The sequence below is a fragment of the Maribellus mangrovi genome, from assembly GCF_037646455.1.
GTDB classification, from domain to species: domain Bacteria; phylum Bacteroidota; class Bacteroidia; order Bacteroidales; family Prolixibacteraceae; genus Draconibacterium; species Draconibacterium mangrovi_A.
The window spans coordinates 1,314,346-1,340,040 of sequence record NZ_JBBIXN010000001.1; the positions used below are offsets into that span (position 1 = coordinate 1,314,346).

At 41.5% G+C, this 25,695-nt stretch carries 22 protein-coding genes; 13 read left to right on the top strand and 9 right to left on the bottom strand.

What is annotated here, in order from left to right; all coding sequences use genetic code 11:
• Positions 1–52: 52 nt before the first annotated feature.
• Positions 53–916 (bottom strand): hypothetical protein, encoded by an 864-nt coding sequence (locus tag WFY05_RS04905; protein WP_340111615.1) that lies wholly within the window; start codon positions 914–916, stop codon positions 53–55.
• A 184-nt stretch (positions 917–1,100) separates the two neighbouring features.
• Here WFY05_RS04905 and WFY05_RS04910 point away from each other — a divergent pair, with 184 nt between their 5' ends.
• The 4 genes from WFY05_RS04910 to WFY05_RS04925 are packed head-to-tail and all read left to right on the top strand — an operon-like array spanning position 1,101 to position 3,320.
• The gene (locus WFY05_RS04910) at positions 1,101–1,610 is read left to right on the top strand and encodes a YeeE/YedE thiosulfate transporter family protein (RefSeq protein WP_340111616.1); all 510 of its coding nucleotides are present in this window, start codon (positions 1,101–1,103) and stop codon (positions 1,608–1,610) included.
• Between the two features lie 36 nt (positions 1,611–1,646).
• Positions 1,647–2,249 (top strand): YeeE/YedE thiosulfate transporter family protein, encoded by a 603-nt coding sequence (locus tag WFY05_RS04915; protein WP_340111617.1) that lies wholly within the window; start codon positions 1,647–1,649, stop codon positions 2,247–2,249.
• Positions 2,250–2,255: 6 nt separating this feature from the next.
• Positions 2,256–2,867 carry a rhodanese-like domain-containing protein gene (locus tag WFY05_RS04920; RefSeq protein WP_340111618.1) on the top strand — a complete coding sequence of 204 codons (612 nt, stop codon included), beginning with the start codon at positions 2,256–2,258 and terminating at the stop codon, positions 2,865–2,867.
• Between the two features lie 12 nt (positions 2,868–2,879).
• Positions 2,880–3,320 carry a rhodanese-like domain-containing protein gene (locus WFY05_RS04925; protein WP_340111619.1) on the top strand — a complete coding sequence of 147 codons (441 nt, stop codon included), beginning with the start codon at positions 2,880–2,882 and terminating at the stop codon, positions 3,318–3,320.
• A 23-nt stretch (positions 3,321–3,343) separates the two neighbouring features.
• On the opposite strand, the gene WFY05_RS04930 is transcribed toward WFY05_RS04925, so the two are convergent.
• From WFY05_RS04930 to WFY05_RS04940, 3 genes are all read right to left on the bottom strand, one after another.
• On the bottom strand, positions 3,344–4,387 hold the full coding sequence (locus tag WFY05_RS04930) for a rhodanese-like domain-containing protein (protein WP_340111620.1): 1,044 nt from the start codon (positions 4,385–4,387) through the stop codon (positions 3,344–3,346).
• A gap of 19 nt (positions 4,388–4,406) precedes the next feature.
• Entirely contained in the window at positions 4,407–5,453 is a 1,047-nt protein-coding gene (locus WFY05_RS04935) for a BRO1 domain-containing protein (protein ID WP_340111621.1), read from the bottom strand.
• A 119-nt stretch (positions 5,454–5,572) separates the two neighbouring features.
• Entirely contained in the window at positions 5,573–6,274 is a 702-nt protein-coding gene (locus WFY05_RS04940) for a ComF family protein (protein ID WP_340111622.1), read from the bottom strand.
• Between the two features lie 356 nt (positions 6,275–6,630).
• Here WFY05_RS04940 and WFY05_RS04945 point away from each other — a divergent pair, with 356 nt between their 5' ends.
• From WFY05_RS04945 to WFY05_RS04955, 3 genes are all read left to right on the top strand, one after another.
• Complete coding sequence (locus WFY05_RS04945) at positions 6,631–8,163, top strand: SUMF1/EgtB/PvdO family nonheme iron enzyme (protein WP_340111623.1); 1,533 nt, start codon at positions 6,631–6,633, stop codon at positions 8,161–8,163.
• Positions 8,164–8,204: 41 nt separating this feature from the next.
• Entirely contained in the window at positions 8,205–9,557 is a 1,353-nt protein-coding gene (locus WFY05_RS04950; protein WP_340111624.1) for a Gfo/Idh/MocA family protein, read from the top strand.
• Between the two features lie 112 nt (positions 9,558–9,669).
• Positions 9,670–10,251 carry a hypothetical protein gene (locus WFY05_RS04955; RefSeq protein WP_340111625.1) on the top strand — a complete coding sequence of 194 codons (582 nt, stop codon included), beginning with the start codon at positions 9,670–9,672 and terminating at the stop codon, positions 10,249–10,251.
• 88 nt (positions 10,252–10,339) lie between these two features.
• Here the strand turns inward: WFY05_RS04955 and WFY05_RS04960 are convergent, their stop codons facing one another.
• Positions 10,340–11,032, bottom strand: coding sequence for a Crp/Fnr family transcriptional regulator (locus tag WFY05_RS04960; protein WP_340111626.1), 693 nt, complete (start codon positions 11,030–11,032; stop codon positions 10,340–10,342).
• Between the two features lie 221 nt (positions 11,033–11,253).
• Between WFY05_RS04960 and WFY05_RS04965 the strand changes: the two genes are divergently transcribed.
• The gene (locus WFY05_RS04965; protein ID WP_340111627.1) at positions 11,254–11,460 is read left to right on the top strand and encodes a hypothetical protein; all 207 of its coding nucleotides are present in this window, start codon (positions 11,254–11,256) and stop codon (positions 11,458–11,460) included.
• 88 nt (positions 11,461–11,548) lie between these two features.
• On the opposite strand, the gene WFY05_RS04970 is transcribed toward WFY05_RS04965, so the two are convergent.
• Entirely contained in the window at positions 11,549–12,283 is a 735-nt protein-coding gene (locus WFY05_RS04970) for an MBL fold metallo-hydrolase (RefSeq protein ID WP_340111628.1), read from the bottom strand.
• Between the two features lie 130 nt (positions 12,284–12,413).
• Here WFY05_RS04970 and WFY05_RS04975 point away from each other — a divergent pair, with 130 nt between their 5' ends.
• A complete protein-coding gene (locus WFY05_RS04975) occupies positions 12,414–14,363 on the top strand; it encodes a glycoside hydrolase family 97 protein (protein ID WP_340111629.1) in 1,950 nt (649 codons plus the stop codon).
• A 123-nt stretch (positions 14,364–14,486) separates the two neighbouring features.
• Here the strand turns inward: WFY05_RS04975 and WFY05_RS04980 are convergent, their stop codons facing one another.
• From WFY05_RS04980 to WFY05_RS04990, 3 genes are all read right to left on the bottom strand, one after another.
• Positions 14,487–17,786: a T9SS type B sorting domain-containing protein gene (locus WFY05_RS04980; RefSeq protein WP_340111630.1), complete on the bottom strand. Its 3,300-nt coding sequence runs from the start codon at positions 17,784–17,786 to the stop codon at positions 14,487–14,489.
• Positions 17,786–18,145, bottom strand: a complete 360-nt coding sequence (locus WFY05_RS04985) for a BlaI/MecI/CopY family transcriptional regulator (protein ID WP_340111631.1) — start codon at positions 18,143–18,145, stop codon at positions 17,786–17,788. Before WFY05_RS04985 ends, WFY05_RS04980 begins: the two co-directional genes overlap by 1 nt.
• A 614-nt stretch (positions 18,146–18,759) precedes the next feature.
• Positions 18,760–21,246 carry a TonB-dependent receptor gene (locus WFY05_RS04990; protein WP_340111632.1) on the bottom strand — a complete coding sequence of 829 codons (2,487 nt, stop codon included), beginning with the start codon at positions 21,244–21,246 and terminating at the stop codon, positions 18,760–18,762.
• 507 nt (positions 21,247–21,753) lie between these two features.
• Between WFY05_RS04990 and WFY05_RS04995 the strand changes: the two genes are divergently transcribed.
• The 4 genes from WFY05_RS04995 to WFY05_RS05010 all read left to right on the top strand — a co-directional run bounded on the left by WFY05_RS04995 (position 21,754) and on the right by WFY05_RS05010 (position 25,695).
• Complete coding sequence (locus WFY05_RS04995) at positions 21,754–24,237, top strand: plasma-membrane proton-efflux P-type ATPase (protein WP_340111633.1); 2,484 nt, start codon at positions 21,754–21,756, stop codon at positions 24,235–24,237.
• A gap of 37 nt (positions 24,238–24,274) precedes the next feature.
• Positions 24,275–24,802, top strand: coding sequence for a HEAT repeat domain-containing protein (locus WFY05_RS05000; protein WP_340111634.1), 528 nt, complete (start codon positions 24,275–24,277; stop codon positions 24,800–24,802).
• Positions 24,803–24,999: 197 nt separating this feature from the next.
• A complete protein-coding gene (locus WFY05_RS05005; RefSeq protein WP_340111635.1) occupies positions 25,000–25,293 on the top strand; it encodes a CD225/dispanin family protein in 294 nt (97 codons plus the stop codon).
• Positions 25,294–25,296: 3 nt separating this feature from the next.
• The gene (locus WFY05_RS05010) at positions 25,297–25,695 is read left to right on the top strand and encodes a DUF2752 domain-containing protein (protein ID WP_340111636.1); all 399 of its coding nucleotides are present in this window, start codon (positions 25,297–25,299) and stop codon (positions 25,693–25,695) included.

Consider the following 25,695-nt stretch of genomic DNA (forward strand, 5'->3'; position numbering starts at 1 on the left):
TTTTTACCCCAAACAAAGAAATTGAAAAGATGTTGAAATTAGCAGATAGATTCTATTTCCCAAAAACCCAACCGATTCTTAATCCGGCAGTTAGGGCAATCGGGAATTCATCGGGAGCTACAAAAAATCCGTAAGCCAGACCTTCATAATCGTCGGCACCAAATCCGTACCCAACACCAACGTATGTGTCAATCAGAAAAGAATCGTCAAAAACCCATTGTTTCCCAAATTTCAGCATTAAAGCAAGTGTAGTACGATTTTCTCTTTCGGTAGTAGTTTCGTAATTATAGCCATATCCTCCGTAATAATAGCTGCTGGAATAACCATATGGACTATAATTCCCATATCCGGTGTAGGTTACGTTATAAACATCATAAGCGATAAACCGCAGAGCAATCTCGGGAGCGAAATAAGCACCTTTTAAAATGTGTGAGTAATGCATGCGGTGCAAGTAAAAATCCGGATCGCGCATAAATTTCCAGGCAAATTTACCATACAATCCAAACGGATCGATATCGTCAATATCGAACCCAAGACCAACAATTCCCAAAGCCATTTCCCACGATTTACCAGGTTTTAAGCTTCGCTCGTACACAAACTCCGTAGTACCAAACAGCGGAGACAAGAAATTGACTTTTAAAGCATTTTTCGATTGGTTCGCATAGTATTCCGGATTTCTGAAGGTACTTTCTACTACTTCTATGATCTCGCCCGTTCCAAATTCGATACGGTCAACCAGTGCTTTGTCAATTCCAAAAATAAGTTTTGGGCTGTCGGCATAATAGTATTTAACCTCATCGGCACCTATTTCAGTCACTTTGCAATCAATTATTTCAGCATTTTTCTTGAAGATTTTGTCTTGAGCAGTGGCAGCAAGAGCCATGAAGAACAGCAAAATAAAGGTTAGCGCTTTCATTGTTTCACGATTTTGGTTTCAGGAATATCTTTCAAACATCTTGCCACAAAATTACCACATTAGTTGCCGTACCTGCCAATCACATGCAAAAAATATTCGTTCCGCCACATTTCCTCAGAACAATAAACTCGATTAATTTGTCTTAACGAATACTGGTTATATTTAACCAAAACCTTTAACTACTATGAAGAAGAAATACATGAATTCATACCTGGCAGGAGTACTGCTTGGTCTGGTCCTTTTAAGTGCCATGTTTTTTTCGGGGCGCGGACTGGGAGCCAGTGGTGGATTGAAATATGCCGTTGTTGCGGCTGTTGAAACGGTTGATCATCAACATGCCATGGAATCGCCTTATTACCGAAAATATTTCGAAGATGGTAAAAATCCATTAAAAAGCTGGCTGGCACTTGAAGTACTCGGCATGTTTTTAGGAGGATTTATTTCGGGAGCTCTCTCGGGCCGTTTAAAATTCAAAATTGAAAAATCGCCCAAAATATCGAATGGGAAGCGATTGCTGTTTGCGTTTCTGGGAGGTGTGTTTTTTGTTTACGGTGCACAACTGGCCCGTGGATGTACCAGTGGCGCTGCGCTCTCCGGAATGGCGGTACTTTCGGTAGCCGGATTTATGACCATGATTAGTATTTTTGGCTCGGCTTTTTTCTTCGCATGGTTTTTTAGAAAACTTTGGATTTAAAATTCAGTCCATCAATCCTTCATTTAATTAATAATTATGGGACCGATTACACTACTTAACGACCTTCGTGAATGGATGAACCTCGGCATCGGATTTCTTATTGGAATTGGCTTTGGATTTGCGCTCGAGCAGGCCGGTTTTTCTTCGAGCCGCAAACTGGCCGGCATGTTTTATGGCTACGACACCACCGTTTTGAAAGTATTTTTTACAGCCGCAATCGTGGCGCTGGCAGGTTCGCAATTACTCAGCTATTTTGGCTTACTCGATTTAAACCTGGTGTATGTAAATCCTTACTACGTAACAGCCACACTGGTGGGCGGAGTAATTATGGGAGCCGGATTTGTCATGGGTGGTTTTTGTCCGGGAACAGGGATCAGCGCTCTGTCGATCGGGAAAATCGATGCTTTGTTCTTTCTGGTTGGAGGACTGAGTGGCGCGTTTCTTTTTGCTGAAACTTATCCGATGATCCAGACACTGGCCGGAGCGAATTACAAAGGTCCGATACGAGTGGATGAATGGCTGGGAGTTTCTCCCGGAGTTTTTACCTTTCTGCTGATAGCGGCTGCAATTGCAATGTTCTGGCTGGCAGAACTGGCCGAGAAGAAATTTTCACGAAACGACATCACATCCGAAATTTAATTAGCGATGAATGCACGAATAAAAATATCAGTACTACTTGCAGGAGTTGGATTGATCCTGGCTTTTCTGCCTTTTAATGCGGCTAAATCTTTTCAACTTAAACCCACCGAATTGCTGGAAATTTCGTTGAATCCTGACATTTATTTTTCGGTTGACGAGGTAGCTCGTTTTGTAAATAACGAAGACAGCACCATTCAACTTATCGATTTACGCAGTGCTTCAGAATTTATGGAAAGTAACATTCCGGGATCGATCAATATTCCGTTCAACGATTTGCTCAATCCAAATTGGGAAGGTTACCTGAATCAGGACAAAGTAAGAAATGTTTATTACGCCAACGGAGATGAAAAAGCCAATCTGGCCTGGACCATTGTAAGCGGATTAGGCTATTCAAATTCTTTTGTAATGAAAGGCGGAATGAATGAATGGTACCTTACGGTGATGCTGAGTGAATTTTATGGTGAACGAATTACATCACGCGAAAATGCGCTGTTCGAAAACCGCTACAAAGCAAGAAAAACCTTTACTCAAATCAACAGTTTGCCCGACAGTTTGAAAATGCAATACCTTGAAGCAAAGCGACTGGAAGAATCGCAACTCGACGGAGGTTGTGAATAAAACCAAAATAAAATGAAGAAAAATATACTTTGGATTTCAGGTGCTCTGATCTTACTTCTTTTAATGGTTTTAGTGCGAACATTTAATCCGAACTTGTTTAAAAGAAACGTAAGCGAGGCATTAAAAGCTACAAGCGAAATGACGGTTTCTGTGCAAGATTTAAACGGATTAAAAGATAACTATTCTATTGTTGAACTGGAGGCGGAAAACCAACACTTCCCAAATTCAGTGGTGATTCCTTTTGATCAACTGCTTCAGAAAGAAAATAAGGAGAAACTGGCTTCGCTTGATGGTAAAATCCTGCTTTATTCCAACGATATTGCTACAAGTTCGAAAGCGTGGGTAATTCTAAATCAACTGGAATTTGATTCTATTTACATCCTCTCCGATGAAGAAAATCCGGAGCACTTAAAATATAAATTCCAGCCCGATACAACGATCAGGCTGGAATAATATCTTTTTGAATTAAGTTGCAATTAATCCTGGACGTAAGGATAGTCGTGAATTTCGGCTTCGGTAAACGGCAGCCACGATAACGAGCTTTCCTCCTCTTTCATTTTATCGTACATAAAAGCGTTATTTCCAAAGGTCAGTGTTTTGGCATCGTATCCAAACAAACGCAGGTAAGCCGTTGCAAATCCCGAATTGTGTCCGGTATTGCAGTACAAAACCACTTCCTTGTCAACCGGAATGGTTTGCATCTCAGAAACAATTCCAAGCGTACCACCTGGTTTGTAACGGATCGCGCCAGGAATATGTCCCGATTCGTATTTGTCTCTTCTGTCGTAATTAATCGTATAATAATGCTCGGGATCTTCAAACACGTCGTCAGCATGGATCAAAGCATCGGAATAACCGGCGGCAAAAAGCGAATCGATGCGTTGCTGTAAAATCTCATCGCCACTACTCAAACCGGTATTCAACTGTGGAAAATCCGTAAGCGGTGCTTTATCGTGATCTTCCGTTTCGAGCTGATCCTGAAAATCGGACGAAACATTGGCGAGCCAGGAATCTTCAGCAAAATGCTGGTTCCAGCCACTCATTCCCCAACGCATGGCATAAACATTCCCATAGCCGGCTAAGCGCAACAACGAGGCAGCATAACTTGCAATCTGCCCGGCATAACATGCCAACACAATTTTGTCGTATTCAAAGGGCTTGATATCATTGGTGAAATACGCCGGTAAATCGCTAAAATCAACACGAACAGCACCTTTTATATGACCGTCATCGAAAGCACTTTCACTGCGCAGATCGAGAATGAGAATGTTGCCATCCAGTTCTTCATAAACCGAAGATGGTTTTATCAGCGACGGGAAATCACGGCTATTGGCATAATCGCCCATTTCATTAAGCGTTTTCAGCAATAATTTGGCCTCGGTATTTATCTCAACTTTTGGGGTGGTTTCATTTACACTGGTTGAAGTCTGTTCCGTCTTTTTCTGCCCTCCCGAACAGGATAGAGAAACGACAAACGCTACCAGTGAAAAAAATCTTAAAATCGGTTTTATCTTGATCATAAATTAAAACGAGTTGGTTCTAACTTTCAACAGGATTCATTTCTTTGTCGTAGCGAAGGGTTTCCGTTCTGCGGCCCTGCTCATCGTATTTGTATTCAACAATGGCCACACCATTGTTCGGGTTGTTGACCACATTCCCGTCTCTATCTTTCGAAACACTTTTCACCAGCGCACCATGTTCATCGTATACATTCTCGGTTACGGGAATCCCTTTTCCGCCAAGCAATTCATCGTCCTGGTCGTAAATAACCATTTTTAACAGGTTGCCGTTTTCATCCACAGTATTACTGCGTTTGGCCCAACCCCAGTATAAATTCGAAAGCTGACCGGTTGTACTGTGTACCGAAAAGCTTAGCAAATCGCCTTTGTCGTTATTCTCGAATAAGAAGTACGAAACACCAACATCGCCACAATTTTCTGCTGTACAATTGTACATGGTATCCGCTTCGAAGTTCGCCATTCGGGTTACGTATCCATTATCGTCGTAAGTAAAACGCAACTCATAAAAAGGACAAAACGGATTCATGATCGTTTCTTCTTCTGCCAGGTTGTAACGCAACTCGCGTATCATTCCATCGGCAAGTTTCGACCACTCAAAATTATGAATGTTATTGCGGTTCTCCGTTGGATTTCCTTCTTTATCGAGGAAACGCATGGCAACGCGCATTCCTGAATCGTCGAGGGTATATTCCTGGGTAAAAGCACCTCCGCTTTCAATGGGCTCACCTTCTTTGTTAAAGAAATGCTTGAGCTGTTTGTTGCCTTCGTAAGTGTAGGTAATTTTTGCGGCACGCAAACTGGAATAACCAAGCAAAACACCGTTACGGTTGTATTCCACCGATACCAATGTTCCATCGTCGTTCCAGGTGAATTTGTAGTTGTTCACTTTTTCGGCTTCATCAGCTGAAATTTCATGCGCACCCCGTTCCAGATCCCAGGGCGTTTCACTAAACAACAACTGCCTGTAATACTTTACGTTAGCATCTTCTTCGCTTGCCGGTTTCTGGTTACATGCCACAAAACCCAGAACTACCAGGGCAAGCACAAATAAATTTGTAATTTTCATTCTTCTATTTTTTATAATGTTAAACACATTCATTCTGTTGCTTTAACAGATTGAAGGGAAACATTGTTTAATGGTGCTTAACGAAGAATTGACTTTAATTAAATGATCGGAAATAAGTGTTAGATATCGGCAAAAGCAAGTGTTGCAATGCTCACTTTAGTATTCGGAATTTTTAGAGTTTCAGACGCACACGCTTCCAGGGTAGAACCGGTAGTCACCACATCGTCGATTAAAAGCAGGTGTTTGTTGGCAAACTCTTCGGGACGATTGATCCCAAAAATGCCCTCCACATTTTGCCAACGCTCGTATCGGTTCTTGCGGGTTTGAGTGCTCGTAAAAGTCTTTCGGAACAAGTTGCCGATTGAAACTTCTTTTTTCAAACCTTCGGCAACTCCTTTTGCAATCCATTCACACTGGTTGTATCCCCGCTTTTTATGCTTTTTGGGATGAAGCGGCACCGGAACGACCAAATCCACAATTTTAAAAGCCTCCGAATCACCGAGTACATAACCGTATTTTCTGCCTGCAGCATAACCCAATTCTTTCAAACCTTTGTATTTCGTATAATGGATAAGCTGCTGGTATTTACTTCCCTTCTTGTAGGAAAAATAAGATGCTGCATTTTCAATATTCACCCGCCCCCAAAACAACTGCGCCACTTTATTCTCCGGTTCCAGATGAAAATGTGTTACCGGAAGATCGCTCCAGCACTTAAAACAAACGTATTTTTCCTGTGTAATCAGTCGCTCTCCACAAGTCACACAAATTGTCGGGAATAATAGTTCCAGAAAATCGGAGATGTTTTGATGAAGGCTAATCATACCCGAATTTACGATAAATAACCGAGATAGGCTTAAAATTAAGTTATTCTTATTTTATCCTGCTTAACAATCGTTTAAAACTCTCATAATCTTAGGTTAATCCCTTTTCGTGCGAAACGATCTACCTTGCAATCGAGATAATTCTTATCTCTCTTGTATTCCTGTTATTTTCAAAAACTCTCCCAAGGTTGTCGCTTCACTGGCAACCTTTCTGCGCAATTCCTAATATTTTCGAAAAGATTACACGCAATACCACAAAATATTTCTTTTGTTTTAAATATTACTATATGTATTCCTGCAATATTTTTATAAATTTGAATGCTTTAAACCACACTTAAACCTAATAATTAACTGATATGCTAAGTCGGTTTGTGAAATTCCTTCGCCAAAAACTTCTTCTGGTAATCTTTATAGGATTTGTATTTGGCCTGCTGGCAGCGATTTATTCAAATAAGGCCATCGAAGCTACTTCAACAAACGAGTCGTGCGAAATGTGCCACGTTCATCCGCACGTTACCGAATCGTGGAAATTGTCGGTGCATTACGATACGCGGGTTGGTATTCAGATCGGTTGTGTCGATTGCCACCTCCCGCCAAAAGGAGAAGGATATTTAAAAGAAAAAATAAAAGCCTCGGCACGCGATGCCTATGGTTTTTTCTTTAAAGATTCAGCTGATTTTAACTGGGAAGCAAAATCAAGTCTCGACCAAGCCAAGCATCATGTTTTTAAAGCTTCATGTGTAAAATGTCATTCCAATTTGTTCCCCATTACACTTAACCGGAAAGGCCAGGATGCACACCTTTATTATACGCAAAACGAAGAAGAGTTGCGTTGTATCAATTGTCACTTAAATGTCGGACATTACGATCCAAATGCAATTCATGCTAAAAACGTTGAATTTGGCAGTGCGGGCAATCAAAATGCCGAAAAATTTGTTGAGCCTGCGACGGTAACAACTCACGAAAATTACACGGAACAAATTCCGGGAACGACTATATCATTTAACATGAAAGCCATTCCGGGAGGAAGTTTTAAAATTGGAAGCCCGGCAGATGAACAATTCAGAGATGAAGACGAGGGTCCGCAAAAAACAGTAAACATCAGTCCGTTCTTTATGGCGGAAGTTGAAGTTACCTGGGACGAATATTTGGCATTTTATGGTGCCACAGCTACCGAAGGCAGAACTACTGACACGGAAGGAACACGCGCATCGGCAGATGTGGATGCTATATCCGGACCGACACCACCGTATGGTCAACCCGACCAAAACTGGGGAATGGGTGGCCGGCCGGCTATTACTATGAGTTACCATTCGGCCGAAACGTATTGTGAATGGCTGTCGCAGGTAACCGGAAAAACTTATCGTTTACCTACTGAAGCAGAATGGGAATATGCAGCACGAGGAGGAACCGGAACACCTTACTTCTTTGAAGGATCGCCAAAAGATTTTGCGGAAAAAGGATTTTTGGGCAAAATATTTGGAAAAAGCAGCGATTCGATCAATAATTACGTGATATATGAAAATAACAGCGGCTTGAAAACCGGTCTGCCGGATGCAGTTGAAGCCAATCCTTACGGTTTGAAAAACATGCTTGGTAACGCCGCCGAGTATTGCCTGGATTGGTATGCAGAAGATGCGTATAACACATTGCAGGACGGCACAACAGATCCGAAAGGCCCAGCAAGCGGTGAAGAACGGGTAATTCGCGGCGGAACATTTAAAAGTCCGGTCGGAGAAGTTCGTTCAGCTGCCCGCGATCATACCCAGTCGGTGGCATGGATGAAAACCGATCCTCAAATCCCAAAATCCATCTGGTGGTTATCCGACTGCAATTACATGAGTTTTAGAGTAGTTTGTGAATTTGATGAAAAAACAGGCAAAAAATAAGTACATTTAGTATCCTAAATTCAACTAAATAAATCTACATCATGAGTGAAACTAATTTTTCAAGAAGAAAGTTTTTAGGCGGAGCTGCTGCATTAGGAGCCGCCGGTGCCATGGGAATTGGCCCTTTATCATCATGTTCAACAGGCGATAGCTCTGCAGGTGGCGGTGCTATTTACGACTGGAAAGAACGGGAATACAATTTCCCGCCAATGCTGGATGAAGTTCCGGCAGGCAATACTTTAAAAGCAGGAGTTATTGGATGCGGAGGCCGTGGTTCAGGCGCTGCCCTTAATTTTCTGGAAGCCGGAGGTTCAACAGTTACAATTACTGCCCTTGGTGATGTTTTTCAAGACAGAATCGACGGTTGCCGCGAAAGAATAAAGAAAAATCACGAGTTGGATATTCCAGACGAAAGCTGTTTCGTTGGTTTCGATGCTTTTGAAAAAGTGATTGATTCGGGTGTTGACATTGTAATTCTTGCCACTCCACCAAAATTTCGTCCTGCACAATTTGAAGCTGCTGTAAAAGCCAGGAAACACGTTTTCATGGAAAAACCTGTGGCAGTGGATACGGAAGGAGTAAGACAAGTTTTGGCCGCCGCGAAAATGGCCGATAGCCTGGGGCTGAAAGTTGTTACAGGAACTCAGCGTCGTCATCAGCACAAATACATTAATGTTTATAAAGACCTGACAAATAATGCCATCGGCGCTTTAACAACAGCAGAAGTATACTGGAATGGCGGACAATTGTGGTACCGCAATAACATGCCCGAATGGAGCGAAATGGAATGGATGATCCGCGACTGGGTAAACTGGTGCTGGCTGTCGGGCGACCATATTGTAGAACAGCACGTACACAATATCGATGTTGCCAACTGGTTCTTTGGCAAGCATCCGGTTAAAGCCCTTGGATTTGGATCTCGCCAACGCAGACCCACCGGAGACCAATACGATAACTTTGCAGTGGACTACGTCCTGGAAGACGGAAGACATATTACAAGTACCTGCCGCCAAATAAACGGATGCACGAACGCAGTGCACGAAATCATTCATGGAACAAAAGGACGCGCTTTCCCCAATGCCGGAAATATTACCGACCTTGAAGGAAACATCATCACCGCATATGAGGAGCACGAAACCAGCCCTTACGTTCAGGAACATAAAGATTTGATTACCTGTATCCGCCAGAACATTGCGTTTAATGAAGCTGAAAACACTGCCAACTCGGTATTAACAGCTATCATGGGACGTGTTTCGGCATACACCGGAAAAGAAGTTACCTGGGACGAAATGATGAATTCGGACATGAAACTGGGACCCGATACTTACATTATGGGAGATATTGGTTACATGGAAAAAGCAAGCGTTCCGGTACCCGGATCAGATGATAGGTAAACATTTTAAAGTTATAAATGAACCTTCGGCCATGGTCGGAGGTTTTTTTTGGCATTATACTTGTTTTACAAAATTTTGAAAACAATTTATTAACCAATTAATTCAGAATATCATGAAAAAACTTACAAACATTCTATTGATCGCAGTAGCCTTGTTGATTGGTGCATGCGAAGGTCCTGCAGGTCCGATAGGTCCTCCCGGAGAAGACGGATACAATTTTTTAGGAACCACATTCGAGTTTACCGGCAATTTTACACCTGCAAACGATTACCAGCTGGTTTTTAATTTTCTGGACAACGGATTCGATCCCTACGAATCGGATGTGATTTTAGCCTACATTCTGTGGACCGATGATAGCGGATTGGATTTCTGGCGCCCGCTTCCTCAAACCGAATATTTCCTATCGGGAGCTATTCTGCAATATAATTTCGATTTTACCGCTGATATTTCTAACGATCGCATTGTGGATATGTCGGTATTTTTAGATGGAGATGTAGATTTATCTACTCTTTCAAACGATTACACGATGGGGCAAACCTTCAGAATAGTAGTTGTACCGTCTGACTTTATGAGTATGACAAACGCTGATGCCACTGATTTGAATTCAATATTGAATTCACCTGACATCCAATTAAAATCGTTGGGAACAATTGATTTGGGAAGTGTTGTTGATACCGGTCTGGAAATAAAATAATTCGAGGTTCATATAAATTAAAACCGCTAATCAGAAACAGGTTAGCGGTTTTTTCTTGTCAAATTTTATTAAATGTTTTATTCGCGAACTATCCCTTTTTTTGAATAGCCCCAAGTCGCTTTTCATCCAGGATTGTATATTTATTTTTCTCCACCCGAATGATTCCTTCCTCCTGGAATTCCTTTAACAAGCGGGTAACACTCTCGCGCGAAGTACCGATCAGTGAAGCCAGTTCGACCTTCGTAATGTTCATATTGAAAGGATTTGTGCCATAAACCTGGTTTTTGAAATAGAACAGGGTGTTGGCCAATCGACCCGGCACTTGTTGCTGCACGTTGTTCACCAACCTTTCGAAATAATTCATTTCATCATCAAAAATGTAATAGATCACTTCGGTGGCGAATTTGCCATTCTCTTTTAACAATATTCCAAACTTTTCAATATCGATAAAACAAAGCTGTGTATCGATTAATGCAGTAGCCGAAGTATAATAAAGCCGCGTTTTTTTATTGAGGTTATTGATACCAAGGTAAGCTCCCTTTTTAGCGATACTCAGAATATAATCCTTCCCTCCGATACCTCTTTTACTGAGCTTTACAAATCCCTCGCGAATGTACACAATATGATTGGCGGGCATGCCTTCCTTAAAGATCAACTCGCCTTTCTGAAAGACATTTTGCAGGCAACCGGTCTCCAGACGTGCCAGTTCCTTTTCTGTTAGCAAAGCAACAATATTCGATTTTATCGTGCAGTTTAAACAGGTTTCGCCTCTATTTTCCATCGCTTGATTTTTTAACCATGTACATTTGCAATATGGGAGTTTCAATCGCTTAATTCTACATTCCCGATGTGCTAAATATCACATTTAAATGTTACTTTCTTCACTTTCAAATATACGAAATATCTCAATATATTACGCTAAATGCCACGACATTTATTGATCATTCGTTCATTACAGCATGTATTTTTATACCAGGAAATTATTCATTAAAATATACGATTATGAAAAAGATTTTGGTATTAATTTGTTACAACCTCGCACTCTGGGGTCTGTTGGGTTTCTTTGCAACACTTCTTCTTGGTTTTTTATCATGCTGCGCTAATTTATCAGCAAATGTATTTTATGGTTCTTTAATTGTCTTTGCTGTAATCGGAATTGCTGCCAGTTCATATTGCGTTGCACGAGGCTGTAAAAAAACCATGGAATAACCACAGCTTAATAAAGTGTTTACGAAAACGAAATAGTAAAGTTAGTCAATCGTATTGTCCGATTGCCAATTAGTGTATGTCCCTGTCCCTAATTCAACTTTCTCAAGCGTACTTCAATTGCCTGCTGATCTTTTAACAAATCAGCCAACTCACCGGTATTGGTTTCGCCAAAATGATAAGGATATAATATTTTAGGATGGAACGAAAGTGCAGCATCTGCGCACATTTCAGGAGTCATGGTGTACGGAAGATTCATGGGCAAAAATGCGATATCAATGTCTTTCAGATTCGCCATTTCGGGTATATTTTCGGTATCGCCGGCCACATAAACTTTTTTATCGCCAAAACGAATGACATATCCGTTACCATCGCCTTTGGGATGGAAAGGTTGCCCCTCGGCACGCATGTGTTTTATGTTGTAGGCCGGAACTGCTGTCACCTCAATCCCGTCGAACATTTTTGTGTCGCCGTTTTTCATCACATCGGTTCCTGCATACTTCTTGTTGCAAATGGATGTAAGCACAATACTTGTGTTATCTTTTTTTACCGCATCAATGGCTTTGGAATCAAGGTGATCGCCATGTTCGTGCGTAATCAGGATCAGGTCGGCTTTGGGCATAGTTGCATAATCGGCATACCACGAAACCGGATCGATATGAATCACCTTACCCTGGTATTCCATCATCAAAGTACCATGCCCGATAAATGTGATAGTTAACTCGCCTTGCGAGGTTTGAAAAACATCTTTTTCGAACTCGGTTGCCGAGGTATGTTGAACGCTTAAGACCATAACCAATAGTAATAAAACAATGCTGCTCTTCATGATTCTAAAAGTTGATTTTCTCTTAAATTACGTATAAAATACCAATTTTACTATAAATGTAGGCATATGTTACAGCATGGCACTGGAATAATTTTGTACTTTCGGGCATTGAACAAAAAACCTAATAAAAATGAAACAGATCATCTTGTTTTTAAGCCTTCTGGTGTTTGGCTTTAACCTGTCGGCCAAGGATTATACCCTCGAATCGCCATCAGGAAAAATTACCGTAAAAATTGCAATAGATGAAACAACTACTTACTCCGTTCTGCTGGATGGAAAAGAGATCATTTCGCCGTCACAAATATCAATGTCATTTGATGACGGAACAAACTGGGGCAATGACGAAAAAGTAAAAAAAGTAAAAACTATTTCGGTTTCACAGGAATTGAATCCTGTGGTACATCGCAAATTTGCCACCATAAAAGACGAATACAACCAGCTGACTCTTTCGTTTAAAGACCATTCGCTTGAAATTCGTGCCTTCGATAAAGGTGCTGCATATCGATGGGTGTCGGCTAAAAAAGGCGACTACAAAGTAAAAAACGAACAAGTAACTTTTGCTTTTCCGGCCGATCGCAATATCTGGTTTCCCGAAGAAGAAAGCCTGATGAGCCACCAGGAACGTGAATACCTGCGCGAGAAACTTTCGAATGTAGGAAGCGACCGATTCTGCTCTACCGGGATGCTGGTGGATTGCGGCGACGGTGTTAAAACCTACATATCGGAATCGGGATTATTAGACTACGCCGGTTTGTGGTTGCAGGGAACAGATGAAGATCCGTATACGCTGGTGAGCAAATTTCCGGGAGTGGTACTCGAAGAAACACTGATCAGAGACCGCGATATGAAACCCACGAAATATGCCGACTACATTGCCGAATGCAGCGGCCCGAGAAATTTCCCGTGGCGTGTTATGCTGATCACTGAAAAGGACGCAGACCTGATTCAATCGGATCTGATCTATCAGCTGGCACCTGAACAAATTATTGAAAAGACTGACTGGATAAAACCGGGGAAAGTGGCGTGGGACTGGTGGAATGCCCTGAATGTTTATGGCGTTGATTTTGAATCGGGAGTAAACAATGCTACCTATAAATACTACATCGACTTTGCCTCGAAATACGGACTTGATTACATCATTTTGGATGAAGGCTGGTACCACCTTGGCGACATTTTGGATGTTGTGGACGACATTGATGTGCAGGAACTGGTAGATTACGGCAAAGAAAAAAATGTGGATATTATTCTTTGGGTGGTGTGGAAAACACTCGATGATAAACTTATTGAAGCACTCGACCAGTTTAAAGCCTGGGGCGTAAAAGGAATTAAGATCGACTTTATGCAGCGCGATGACCAATGGATGGTGAATTTCTACGAAAAAATAGCAAAGGAATGTGCCAAACGTGAAATGCTGGTCGATTTCCACGGGGCCTACAAACCGGTTGGCCTCGATAGGGCCTACCCCAATGTAATTTCGTACGAAGGTGTAAAAGGATTGGAGAATAATAAATGGTCCGATCTGCCCGATCCGGAACATAACTTAACACTGCCATTTATCCGTATGGTTGCCGGCCCGATGGATTATACACCGGGTGCGATGATCAATAAAACAAAACAGAATTTCTCGCAGGTATTTACCGAGCCAATGAGTATGGGCACCCGTTGTCATCAGTTGGGATTGTATGTGGTGTTTGAAAGCCCGCTGCAGATGCTTTCCGACAATCCGTCGAACTATTACCGCGAGCCGGAATGCATGGAATTCCTTTCTGCAGTTCCGTCGGTATGGGACGATACCAAAGTGCTGGAAGCTAAAGTGAGCGATTATGTAGCTATTGCTCGCCGCCTGGGCGATACCTGGTATGTGGGCGCGCTAACCGACTGGGATCCGCGTGAGCTGGAATTGAAACTCGATTTCCTGGGCGATGGTAATTACACCATGAAGGTATGGAAAGACGGAATAAACGCCGATAAACACGCGGCCGACTTTGCACAGGAAACGCTGGAAGTAAGTTCAGATTCAAGCGTAAACGTAAAAATGGCTCCCGGTGGAGGCTGGGTGGCTATTATTAGTAAGAAATAGCTTTGAGCCGCGAGCTTCTTGCTGCGAGCAAACCAAAAGGATCCGATCCGTATATGTTGTAGATGACACGGATCGGATCCCTTTTTATGAGTAATGGCAAGCTAAAAAGGTGAAACTTTAAATTTATTCGCCTTTGTTTATTATTTCACTTAATTCAAAAGTAATGGTATTATTTCTAGCCAAACTATAATCTCCACTCACAATACCTGAGGAAACGCCATTCTCCATTGCAGTAACTTTCCAGGTCTCATTCCATGGAGAGGGCGTATAAATTTCGAGACTATTATTAACCACTTTAGCAGTAACAGTTATTTCTGAATGCTGTGTTGCATTAATTTGTGTTCCATGCCATAAGCCATTTTCATCCTTGCTTTCAAAGACAAATGTTCCGCGACAAAAGAATGTTCCATTAACCTTAGAAACAAATTGGTAATGTTTATTCAACTGAATTGGATTTTGATCCTGTTCAATGGCGGCTCCGCCCGTTTTCTCTTGCAAAACAAACTTCACATTAACTACTACTGTTTTCCCTTTAAATCGGGGAATATCAACGGCAGGAAGCATATCTGTAACGCGATCCACTTCACTCATTAGTAACTTCAGGTCTGTTTCAAAATCTCCTTCAACCAAATTATCAGGTTTATACCCAACAACAACTACCTCATCCAAACTTATTTGCGGCCCTTCCGTATGTATAGGGCCCTTAATTTTTTCCCCTGTGTCATCAAACTTTAATTTAGTACTAACAATTCCTGTTCGCCCGGCTAAACGCGCCGCTTCAGGATATGCAATCTTACGTGCAATAAACCTGCGCAAGTCCAATTCAGAGGTGATATTTTGAATTTCTGAAGTAGCCAACAATAAAGTCCCTGATTTACTTTTTTCCCAAGACCCGTCATTATATTCTATGACGTAAGAATAAGTTCCATTTTCAATTTCATTTTTTTTGTTTTTCCCATTCCACCACTCAGGTTTTGTATTCGGATCTCCGTTGTGTTTATATTTCCAGATGAGTTCCTTTTCGCTGTTAAATATTTGCATTTCGAAATCCGGATGTACTTTTTCAAGTCCCCTGACCTCAAAAACATCATGAATACCATCTCCATTCGGGGTGAAACCTTCAGGAATTTTAATATTATCCATTGATGTAACTTGGTTTTCCTTGGTAGTAACTTCCAATACCCCAAATCGACCATAGTTGCCATATTTTTCGGTAGCTTCATCAACTTCGATTTTTTGAATTTTTTCAATTAAATTTCTGTCAATCTCATTCAGTTTTTTGCTTGTAGATTTACCGTTTAGAACAACCGGAATTTCATTTTGGGTTAATTCGTCCGGCGTTTTTAAGGTTACCTCAATTACACCGTCTTTGCCCAAATCGCCATACTTTTTTACGGCCGCTTCTTCTTTCAATTCATTAACAGAACGAATATACCGCGGATCAATTTGACCGATGTCGTGAATTTTTTCTCCATCCATCAGAACCAAGTGCTTTTTTTGATTACCAAAATCGTGTGCACTGCTTAGAATTTTTTTTGTTTTATCCTTTTTCGATGTAATTATAATCACCCCATTTTTTCCTGCTTCTCCATAAACTTCCGTAGCTGCAGAACCTTTTAATACCGATATGGACTCGATTTCTTCGGGTGATATGTCATTAATTTCTCCGTCATACTTTTTCCCGTCAACAATGACTAAAGCATCGGTCATCGAAGGTTTTTTGGTCGTAATAATAATCACTCCATTCTTTCCTAAGTCGCCAAAAGCAGAAGTAGCCGACTCTCCTTTTAACACATCAATCGATTGAATTCCATCGGGATTCAGGTACTCTATATCTGGTTGCACTTTTCCATCCACAACATACAAAGGATCATTACTATTGAGACTGTTAATTCGAATCGTGGCAGCGGACTTGGTTTCTTTTTCGGACTCCAGTTGCACATTAATTGTTTCATGACCTTCCACCGGAATTTCCTGCTTAGCAAATCCTGCCATGACATAAACCAAACTCGCTCCTTCGTCGGTTAGGTAGATTTTATATTTCCCCTGGGGATCAGAAATAGTACCGCTGGTTGTTCCTTTTTCCAAAACAGCAACGCCTGAAAGCGGATTGCCCGATGAATCGGTAATTTTACCGGAAACATAAATATCTTTTATCGAAGTATCCGAAGAAATCGTCACATTCGGTTCGCCGGTTACTAAATCAATAACAGAGGCATCGCGTGCCACTTCGCCATATTTTTGAACAGCTTCATCACCGGTCAAAATGGTTGCCGTTTCATACTTCTCATTAAGTATTTTTGCTTCTTTGGTTTCAATTTCTTTTCTTAATACCTGATCCTCAATTACATCGTGCATTTCAGCTTTAATATTAACAATTGATTTATCAAAATATTTTTCGACAGCCGATTCAGATCCAAGATATTGTATGTACATATCGATCTGCTTTTTCACCAAACTATCTATCTTGTTCGAATTTACTTTGATAAAACTATTTTCTTCCCCTTTATTCTCTTTAGAAGCTTTTTCTGTTTTAACTTCTGACTGAATAATTTCGGTTTTAACTTCTTTATTCGATAGTCCCATTATTAAAACTGCCAGCAAAGGAAGCACCACCAACTGTTTGAGCACAACATATTTGTTTTTTGTTTTCTTCTTCATCATGATTATTCGGTTTTTTAGTTGCGAGCCGTTCAGGGCCGTTAAAAATGGAGCCACACCTTGTTTATGAACCAGTTCAAGCATGGCCACCTGATAGACTTGCGGATTATTGGTTTTTACCACTTCGTGGTCCGTTTTATATTCCAGGTTATCCTTAATGGCATTTTTAATCAGCCAGGTAAAAGGATTAAACCATTGTAAAAGGAAAAGCAATTCGGAAAAAAGAATATCGAGGGTGTGTTTTTCCCGCACATGAATTTCCTCGTGCTGAATGATCATCGGCAAGCTTGGATTTTCAAGTGTTTTTTCCGAGATCACAATTTTATTGAAGAACGAAAAGGGATGAACATCCTTAAGAGTTACGTTCACCTTAACATTGAAAAGCCTTGTTATCCGACTGTTTTTCACAATCGAAAGTGCTTTCAAATGCCCAAGAATAAGGTAGATGAAAAAAACGAGCAACCCGAGCAGATACAGACCGGTCAGATAATGATACCACAGCAGTTGAAATTCAGGCACAACAGGAATAGCAGATGTTTCAGCCAGGTAGGCAAATCCGTTGTACTCAATCGGTGCAGCTTCAATATAACGAACACTCGTAAAAGAAAGCAGCGGAATCAAAAAACTCAAAGCCAGCGAAACCGGCAGGTAAATCCGGTTAAATACAAAGTGTTTTCGGTTTTGAAACAAAGCCAGGTAAAGCAGGTAAAAAGCCCCGGCCGCCAGCGACGACTTGGCAATATAAATCAGGAAATCTTCCATTACTTTTTCTCTTTGATGAGTTCAATCAGTTCGTTTAACTCTTCTTCCGACAATCCTTTTTCTTTTACAAAATAGGCTACGGCGCTTTTTACCGAATTATCGAAATAGTCGCTCACCACCTGTTTCATAAAAGTACTTCGGTACTCTTCTTTTGAAAGGAGCGGGAAATACTGGTAGGTATTGCCGTACTGTTTGTAGCCAACAATTCCCTTGTCCTGTAAGAGACGCACTAACGACGAAATGGTATTGTAGTGTGGTTTCGGATCGTCGTACTCTTCAATGATATCCTTTACAAAAGCTCTTTTGAGTTTCCAGAGGATCTTCATCACCTCTTCTTCTTTTCGCGTGAGTCGTTTCATTTTTTAGACTTTTAGTCGTGAGTATTAAGTATTGAGTCAGTCGTCATGCTGAACTTGTTTCAGCATCTATCAACCAGATTCCGAAACAAGTTCGGAATGACGGTCCACCAAGTTGACAACAAACCTACAACTGATTTTTCAGTTTTGCAACTATTTTTTCAGTTTTAGAACTGATTTTTCAGTTGTAACATTCGCACCTATCACCTATATTTCTGTTTTTCTGATATTTACAAAAATGATTGATTAGTATTTTAATTAAGAAAGAGATTGCTTCTCCCGAAATCTCGGGATCGTGATTCCAAAATGGTTATTGCATTAACGGTTGAAAGGGTTTAGGGCATAATGAGACAATGACAAAGATGCTGAAACAAGTTCACCATGACGAACCAGCCAAAATCCGCAAAAAAGTTTTGAACGTCATCCTCCACGTAGTGATCCCTTTGGGAGAACTCGTTTCAGGATCCTACAAAAATCTGTAATTGGCAGCGAAGTAATCTAAATTTAATTGAGCAATGATGATATTTAAACAGCTATTACTCACCCGACCTCCCCAAACAAAAATGCCATTCATCAAACGATGAACGGCATTCCCTGGTTAATTTTTATGGCGTATTTTAATACTCTCCTCCTCCCATGTCCATTCCATCACTGTCGCCGCGACTTCCGTTTCTATCTTCTTTAAAATTGTTCAGTTTGTAACTAAGAGTAAGCATTACAACACGTGGTTCGCGCTCCCATTTAAACCAGCGTTTAAAGTTGTCGCCATACGATTCAGCCTCGTAGCGGGCAGTTCCAAACGGATCGCGAACACTTACTGTAGCCGTAAGTTTTTTCTTCAAAAAATCCTGGCGGTAGGAAATATTGCTGTGGATCATTGCCTTACGCTCTCCCTGTGCCTGCACTGAGGGGCCACTGTAAAATCCCTGTATTTGCAGTCTTGAATTGTCGGTGAAACGGAATGTGGTATTTACACGACCCGACCAATTGGTGCTGGTCCGATCAATCGATTCTTCATCCAGCGAACCCGTAATGCGGTAATGGTACATCGAAGTACTTGCATTAATGATCAGCCACTCCTTTATGTTTACATTCCCGGTTATTTCAAGACCGGTGGCATAATCTTTATCAAAGTTGTCGGTATAAAGCGAATAAGTACCATCGTCTTCCAGTACCGTGTAACGATCGATTTTGTTGTTGGTTACCCGATGAAACGCATCGAGCGAAATGTATGAACGCCCGAAACGACGCATGTAACCCAGCTCGTAAGAGTTTGTGTATTCCGGTTTCAAATCGGCATTTCCGTAGCGGATGGTATATCGGTTGTAATAATTCGGTGTAGGATCGAGATCCCAGCCACGCGGACGATTAATACGTCGGCTAAAACTCGACATAAATTCGTTGTTGTCGCCAACTGGGTAAGAAATATGTGCTGTTGGAAACAGATCGAAGCGGTTGAGCTCGGATACTGCTTCAGCGTTTGTGTTATCGATTTTTCGCAATGTATATTCTCCGCGCAAACCTGCCATGTAACTCAGGTTACCAACTTTGTTACTAAAAGTGGTGTAAACCGCATGAATGTCGCGACTAAAATCGGTGGAACTTGAGAATTGCTCGTTGGGAACCCACTCGCCGGTTTCCTGATTGTAATCCCTGAAATCGAGACTTTCCTCTTCCGATTCGAGACGGCTCATCATTCCGGCTTCCAGTTGTCCGTTTTCACTGAAGGGATACACATAATCTACCTGGAAACGAAACTCGCGTTCATCCTCGCCTTCAAGGGTTGAAACACGTTCCGCAAAATCCGGATTCTGTTCATCGTATTCATAATTTTCATCCGACCAGATTTCTCCTTCAATTTCGTTGTCGTCGCCGGTTTCGCCCGAGTAAAATGCCATGGCATCCAGCTTATGACCTTCGCCCTCAAATTTCTGATGAAAACTTAATGTGGCACTGTAATAATCGTTGGTACGGGTTGAAGTTTCTTCGGTGATCGAAAATAGTTCTGCAAACGGATCACCATTATTTACCGTTGAAAAGGCATGCGTTTTTCCACCTCCTGTGTTGGAGCGCTCACGACTACCAATCCGTCCCTGCAAACCAAAAGTGGTATTATCCGATGCAAACCATTCAATACCACCTTTAAAGTTGTGTCCTTTTCTGATGTCCCAACGTGTTCCATCCATATTCAGATAGTTGATCGTATCGCCCGAATACGTTTCAGAACGCGATTCACTACCTCCCTTTCCGCGTTCATCGCGGAAATCGGCCCCACCGGTAATGTTGAATTTTTCGGTGCGGTAACTCAATGTGAAATCACCACGGTATTTGTCGCGGGTACCCACCGAGGCATTGAAAATACCACTTAGCCCGTTCATTGCATTCTTTTTCATGACCAGGTTGATGATACCGGTGGTACCATCGGGTTCGTATTTTGCCGATGGATTGGTAATAATTTCGATATTTTCGATGGCCGAGGCCGGAATTTGCTGCAAGGCATCACTCCCGGTGAGCACACTGGGGCGCCCGTCGATCAATACCGTAAAATTGGATGATCCGCGCAAGGAAACATTTCCATCGATATCCACCTGAACCGAAGGTGTATTTTCAAGCACCTCAACGGCAGTACCTCCAACGGCACTAATTACCTGGCTTACATTCACCACTCTTTTATCGAGTTTGTATTCCACTGCTGCTTTATCAGCAACAACACTTACTTCGCCCAGTGCAACAGCCGAGGCACTAAGGTTAATGTCGCCCAAATCTTCTGTCTTGTTTTCTCTATTCAGTGAAATACCCTTAATGTTGCGGGCATCAAAACCAATAAAGTTCACCTGCATATAATATTCACCATAAGTAATATTATCAATCTCGAATTCACCATTTTCGTTGGTTATACCGCCGGTGACAAGCGATGAATCTGCCAGATCGTAAACGGCAATATTGGCAAATTCCATGGGCGAATCACTGTCTTCATCGATGACTACGCCCTTTATCTTTCCCTTTCCGTCGTCGCTTTTTTCTTCTTCACCTTCAACACTCGGACTGAGCGCAAACGCTGCAGAGAAATTAATTATTAGTAGCAATAAAACTATTTTCTTCATACGTAAATGACCTGTTTTTCTGTTTTCATTAAGCTCGCAAATATAGTATATAAGACCATTTTGTCCTTTATTGGTTTAATCCGGAAGTTGTTAAAGAGTTGTTAATAACTGGTAAGATTACAATTGTCCTCCTCTCTCCAATTCCATGACAAAACAACCGCCAGCCTACGTAATTCCATATATTTCGAGGAGAGAAACGTTATCAAACACTAAAAAAGAGCATTTAGTATTAAAAGAGTTTAAATTATGCCTCTGGAATGCACTATTCATGATTTTTGGAATCATTTTAGATGGACCATGACCGAAATGTTGAACTAAAGCAAAGTTCTGATTCCACAGCTACAGCCAATAAATCCATTTACGTTCTGAAATATTTTGGTAACTAAATTCTGATGAAAAACCAACAAAGAGAATTACAAATGAAATGAAACCGGATGAATATCCGGCCGAATTCCCGGTCTGTCGTCAGGCAGGCATACGATTCCTTTTGTATAAAAATATAATCGTATGAAAAAGTCAATTCAAGACATTGGCGAGCTGAAAAAGCTTGCCATAAAAAAAACGTTTGAAACATTCTCTTCTGGTGAAGACGGCCTGGCTGCTTCATCTCTTCAGGAACGTTATAACAAATATGGTTATAACGAATTAGAAGAAAAAAGTGTAAATCCCATTCTCAAATTTTTGAGTTATTTCTGGGGCCCTATTCCATGGATGATTGAGGTTGCTGCCATTTTATCGGCAGTCATCAGTCACTGGGAAGATTTTTGGATCATTTTTGTGTTGCTGCTACTCAATGCTACGGTCGGATTTTGGCAGGAATACAAAGCCGGTGATGCTATTCAGCAACTTAAGAAAAAACTGGCGTTGAATGCCCGGGTAAAGCGCGCCGGCAAGTGGAGTAGCATTCCTGCCCGTGAATTGGTACCCGGCGATGTGGTTCGTGTCCGACTGGGCGATGTGGTCCCGGCCGATTTAAAACTGTTTACCGGGGATTATTTATCCACTGATGAATCGGCGCTGACCGGAGAATCGCTTCCTGTAGAAAAGCACACCAAAGACCTCGCGTTTTCAGGCTCTGTAGTAAGACAAGGTGAAATGGATGGCCTGGTAGTTGCCACCGGAAGTGAAACATTTTTTGGCCGAACTGCCAAATTGGTGGAAGAAGCAAAAACGGTAAGCCACTTCCAGCGGGCCGTTGTAAAAATTGGGCATTACCTGATTGTAATGGCTGCTTTTATGATCGCCTTGATTTTTCTCGTTTCTTTCTTTCGAAATGAAAGTTTTCTGGACACCCTTCAATTTGCACTTGTTCTTACGATCGCGGCCATCCCCGTGGCTTTGCCAGCAGTTCTTTCAGTGACTATGGCCGTAGGTGCATCGGCCCTGGCCAAAAAGAAAGCCATTGTCAGCAAACTGGTTGCCATCGAAGAAATGGCCGGGATGGATATTCTCTGCTCCGATAAAACAGGTACCATCACCAAAAACGAATTAACGCTCGACGACGTTCTTTCGCAAGAAAATTATTCTAATGATGATGTACTGGTCTTTGCCTCGCTGGCATCGCGCGAAGAAGACAACGATCCAATCGACACTGCAATTATTAATAAAACAAATTCGTTGGATGCTCCGAGGGAAAAACTGAAGGACTTTTCCGCTTCCGGGTTCAAGCCTTTTGATCCGGTGATTAAACGAAGTGAAGCAAGTGTTGTTTCCGGGCAGGAAACCTTCTCAGTTTCAAAAGGAGCTCCGCAGGTAATTCTGTCTTTGCTCCCCAAAGAAGAACAAGAAAAAATCGGCAAGACCGTTAACATTCAGGTAGATGAACTGGCGCAAAAAGGCTACCGAACTCTTGGCATTGCAAGAACAAACAAAAACGAAAACTGGGAATTTGTAGGACTGATTCCGATGTTTGATCCACCACGAGAAGATTCGGCCGAAACTATAAAAACGGCTTCCGCCATGGGAGTAAACGTAAAAATGATAACGGGCGATCACACTTCTATTGCTAAACAGATCGCACAAAAAGTAAATCTTAAATCACGAATCAGTGAAGCAACCATTTTTCTCAAAAAGAATGAAAGAGAAGCTGCACGAATCGTAGAAAAGGCCGACGGATTTTCACAAGTTTTCCCGGAACATAAGTACCGTATAGTTGAACTTCTTCAAGACCGAAAACACATTGTAGGAATGACAGGTGACGGCGTAAACGATGCCCCTGCACTAAAAAAAGCTGATGTGGGAATTGCTGTAGCCGGTGCCACCGATGCTGCTAAATCAGCTGCCGATATTGTACTTACTTTACCGGGATTATCAGTAATTATCGATGCTATAAAAGAAAGCAGGAAGATATTTCAACGCATGAACAGTTACGCCATTTACCGGATTGCGGAAACCATTCGTGTTTTACTCTTTATCACTCTGGCGATACTGGTATTCAATTTCTACCCGGTAACTGCCATTATGATCGTGTTGCTGGCCCTGTTTAACGATGCACCGATTATGGCCATTGCCTACGACAATGTGCGATACTCGCCCATACCGGAACGATGGAACATGCGCGTGCTGCTGAGTATGGCTACTTTCCTAGGGCTGATCGGTGTGGTGAGTTCCTTTACCATCTTTTATATCGGGCAGTCAGTATTGAAATTGCCGGCCGACCAGGTCCAGACATTTATTTTCCTGAAACTGGCGATTGCCGGGCACCTCACCATTTTTGTTACACGAACCCGTGGACCGTTCTGGTCAATCAAACCAAGTCCGGTCATGTTCTGGTCAGCGGTTTCAACCAAAATACTGGCAACATTTGTTGCTGTTTATGGCTGGTTTATCACACCTATTTCCTGGAAACTGGCTGCGTTGGTTTGGGGATATGCCATAGTCGCATTCCTGATAACCGATTTCCTGAAAATACGGATGTATAAAGTGCTCGATCACAATGATATTTCGTTTAGCAAATTCCACAAAAGTGCTCAACCAGCTCAAATAAATTGAATAATAAACTGTGCATAATTTTAAAAGATAAATAATCATGAAAACAGAAAAAATAACAAAAGAAGAAGCATCCATCATTCAGAATTCTCTGGATAACCTTTGTTCTGACAATGGATTAAGACGTAAGGAAGCCCGCAAATCTCTCGTAGAAATAGGATCAAGCTCGATACCACTTGTAATGGATCTGCTGGATAGTCCAAAGCATATTTTCCGATGGGAAGCTCTAAAAGTAATCGCAGAAATTGGTTCGCCGGAATCCATTCCAATATTACTTGAGGCATTGGTTGATGAAAGTGGAGATTTTCGCTGGATTGCATCAGAGGGCCTAGTCCGTATCGGCAAATCCACAGTAAAACCATTGCTCAAACTAATCCTCGACAAGCATGATTCGGTGTTTGTATTGAACGGTGCTCACCATATTTTTAGTGAATTAAGCACCAAAAAATTGTTGCCTGATAACTTCCCTACTGAAGAAATGCTTGATCAGCTTAAAGTCTCAGGTAATCCGTCGAAACTGAAAGTACTGGTTCATAAAACACTTGAAGTGCTAAAAATTAGTGAATAAGAATTTATATCGGCATTTCTAACAAAAATAAGAACAGGCTAAAAGTCTGTTCTTTTTTCTGAAAATTGGCAAATCAATTCCTTGTAACTATGCAGTTTTCCCATGGAATTAAAAGACAGCATTTTATTTTATTTTTAGATTACTTCACTTAAATTTGGTTATTCTCAATACTAAAGAACCGAATTAAAACAAATGTTATGAACGAACAAATTTCGAAGCCACAATCACCTCCACCCAACTACTTGGTTTTTGCCATTTTAGTAACAATTTTTTGCTGCCAGATTTTAGGAATTGTTTCAATTGTATTTGCTGCACAGGTAAATACGAAATGGAACGCAGGTGATTATGAAGGAGCTTTAAATGCAAGTAAAAATGCTAAACTGTGGGCATGGGTTGGATTTGCCAGTGCATTTGCCATTGTTATTATTGCATTTATACTTTCAGCATTTGGCATTATTGCCGGATTATCTCTCGATGCATTCGATTTTTAATACATGAAGAAAATTTTGAACATCATACTGCTATTCCTGATTTTGGGAGTAGCAGTTGTTTTTTTTGTTCTCGATCCTACCAAACACTCCATTTTCCCCAAATGTATGTTTCATTCGCTCACCGGTGCCTATTGCCCGGGATGCGGTTCGCAGCGCGCACTGCACAGCCTTTTGCATTTCGACATTGCAGGCGTAGTGAACTACAACTTCCTGTTTTTACCCGCTGCGCTACTCATTTTATACCATTACATCCACCCTTTACTCAACAAATATTTTAAATGGAAACTTCCTAATCTGTTTTACCTGAAAAGTACGCCCTGGGTGATTTTTGTGGTGGTAATTTTATTCTGGATCTTCCGTAATCTGCCGTGGTATCCATTTTCGGTACTTGCTCCCGCTTAA

Bases quoted from the DNA above. Each gene is read 5' to 3' on its own strand.
- WFY05_RS04905 (WP_340111615.1), bottom strand. From the start codon at position 916: ATGAAAGCGCTAACCTTTATTTTGCTGTTCTTCATGGCTCTTGCTGCC.
- WFY05_RS04910 (WP_340111616.1), top strand. From the start codon at position 1,101: ATGAAGAAGAAATACATGAATTCATACCTGGCAGGAGTACTGCTTGGT.
- WFY05_RS04915 (WP_340111617.1), top strand. From the start codon at position 1,647: ATGGGACCGATTACACTACTTAACGACCTTCGTGAATGGATGAACCTC.
- WFY05_RS04920 (WP_340111618.1), top strand. From the start codon at position 2,256: ATGAATGCACGAATAAAAATATCAGTACTACTTGCAGGAGTTGGATTG.
- WFY05_RS04925 (WP_340111619.1), top strand. From the start codon at position 2,880: ATGAAGAAAAATATACTTTGGATTTCAGGTGCTCTGATCTTACTTCTT.
- WFY05_RS04930 (WP_340111620.1), bottom strand. From the start codon at position 4,387: ATGATCAAGATAAAACCGATTTTAAGATTTTTTTCACTGGTAGCGTTT.
- WFY05_RS04935 (WP_340111621.1), bottom strand. From the start codon at position 5,453: ATGAAAATTACAAATTTATTTGTGCTTGCCCTGGTAGTTCTGGGTTTT.
- WFY05_RS04940 (WP_340111622.1), bottom strand. From the start codon at position 6,274: ATGATTAGCCTTCATCAAAACATCTCCGATTTTCTGGAACTATTATTC.
- WFY05_RS04945 (WP_340111623.1), top strand. From the start codon at position 6,631: ATGCTAAGTCGGTTTGTGAAATTCCTTCGCCAAAAACTTCTTCTGGTA.
- WFY05_RS04950 (WP_340111624.1), top strand. From the start codon at position 8,205: ATGAGTGAAACTAATTTTTCAAGAAGAAAGTTTTTAGGCGGAGCTGCT.
- WFY05_RS04955 (WP_340111625.1), top strand. From the start codon at position 9,670: ATGAAAAAACTTACAAACATTCTATTGATCGCAGTAGCCTTGTTGATT.
- WFY05_RS04960 (WP_340111626.1), bottom strand. From the start codon at position 11,032: ATGGAAAATAGAGGCGAAACCTGTTTAAACTGCACGATAAAATCGAAT.
- WFY05_RS04965 (WP_340111627.1), top strand. From the start codon at position 11,254: ATGAAAAAGATTTTGGTATTAATTTGTTACAACCTCGCACTCTGGGGT.
- WFY05_RS04970 (WP_340111628.1), bottom strand. From the start codon at position 12,283: ATGAAGAGCAGCATTGTTTTATTACTATTGGTTATGGTCTTAAGCGTT.
- WFY05_RS04975 (WP_340111629.1), top strand. From the start codon at position 12,414: ATGAAACAGATCATCTTGTTTTTAAGCCTTCTGGTGTTTGGCTTTAAC.
- WFY05_RS04980 (WP_340111630.1), bottom strand. From the start codon at position 17,786: ATGGAAGATTTCCTGATTTATATTGCCAAGTCGTCGCTGGCGGCCGGG.
- WFY05_RS04985 (WP_340111631.1), bottom strand. From the start codon at position 18,145: ATGAAACGACTCACGCGAAAAGAAGAAGAGGTGATGAAGATCCTCTGG.
- WFY05_RS04990 (WP_340111632.1), bottom strand. From the start codon at position 21,246: ATGAAGAAAATAGTTTTATTGCTACTAATAATTAATTTCTCTGCAGCG.
- WFY05_RS04995 (WP_340111633.1), top strand. From the start codon at position 21,754: ATGAAAAAGTCAATTCAAGACATTGGCGAGCTGAAAAAGCTTGCCATA.
- WFY05_RS05000 (WP_340111634.1), top strand. From the start codon at position 24,275: ATGAAAACAGAAAAAATAACAAAAGAAGAAGCATCCATCATTCAGAAT.
- WFY05_RS05005 (WP_340111635.1), top strand. From the start codon at position 25,000: ATGAACGAACAAATTTCGAAGCCACAATCACCTCCACCCAACTACTTG.
- WFY05_RS05010 (WP_340111636.1), top strand. From the start codon at position 25,297: ATGAAGAAAATTTTGAACATCATACTGCTATTCCTGATTTTGGGAGTA.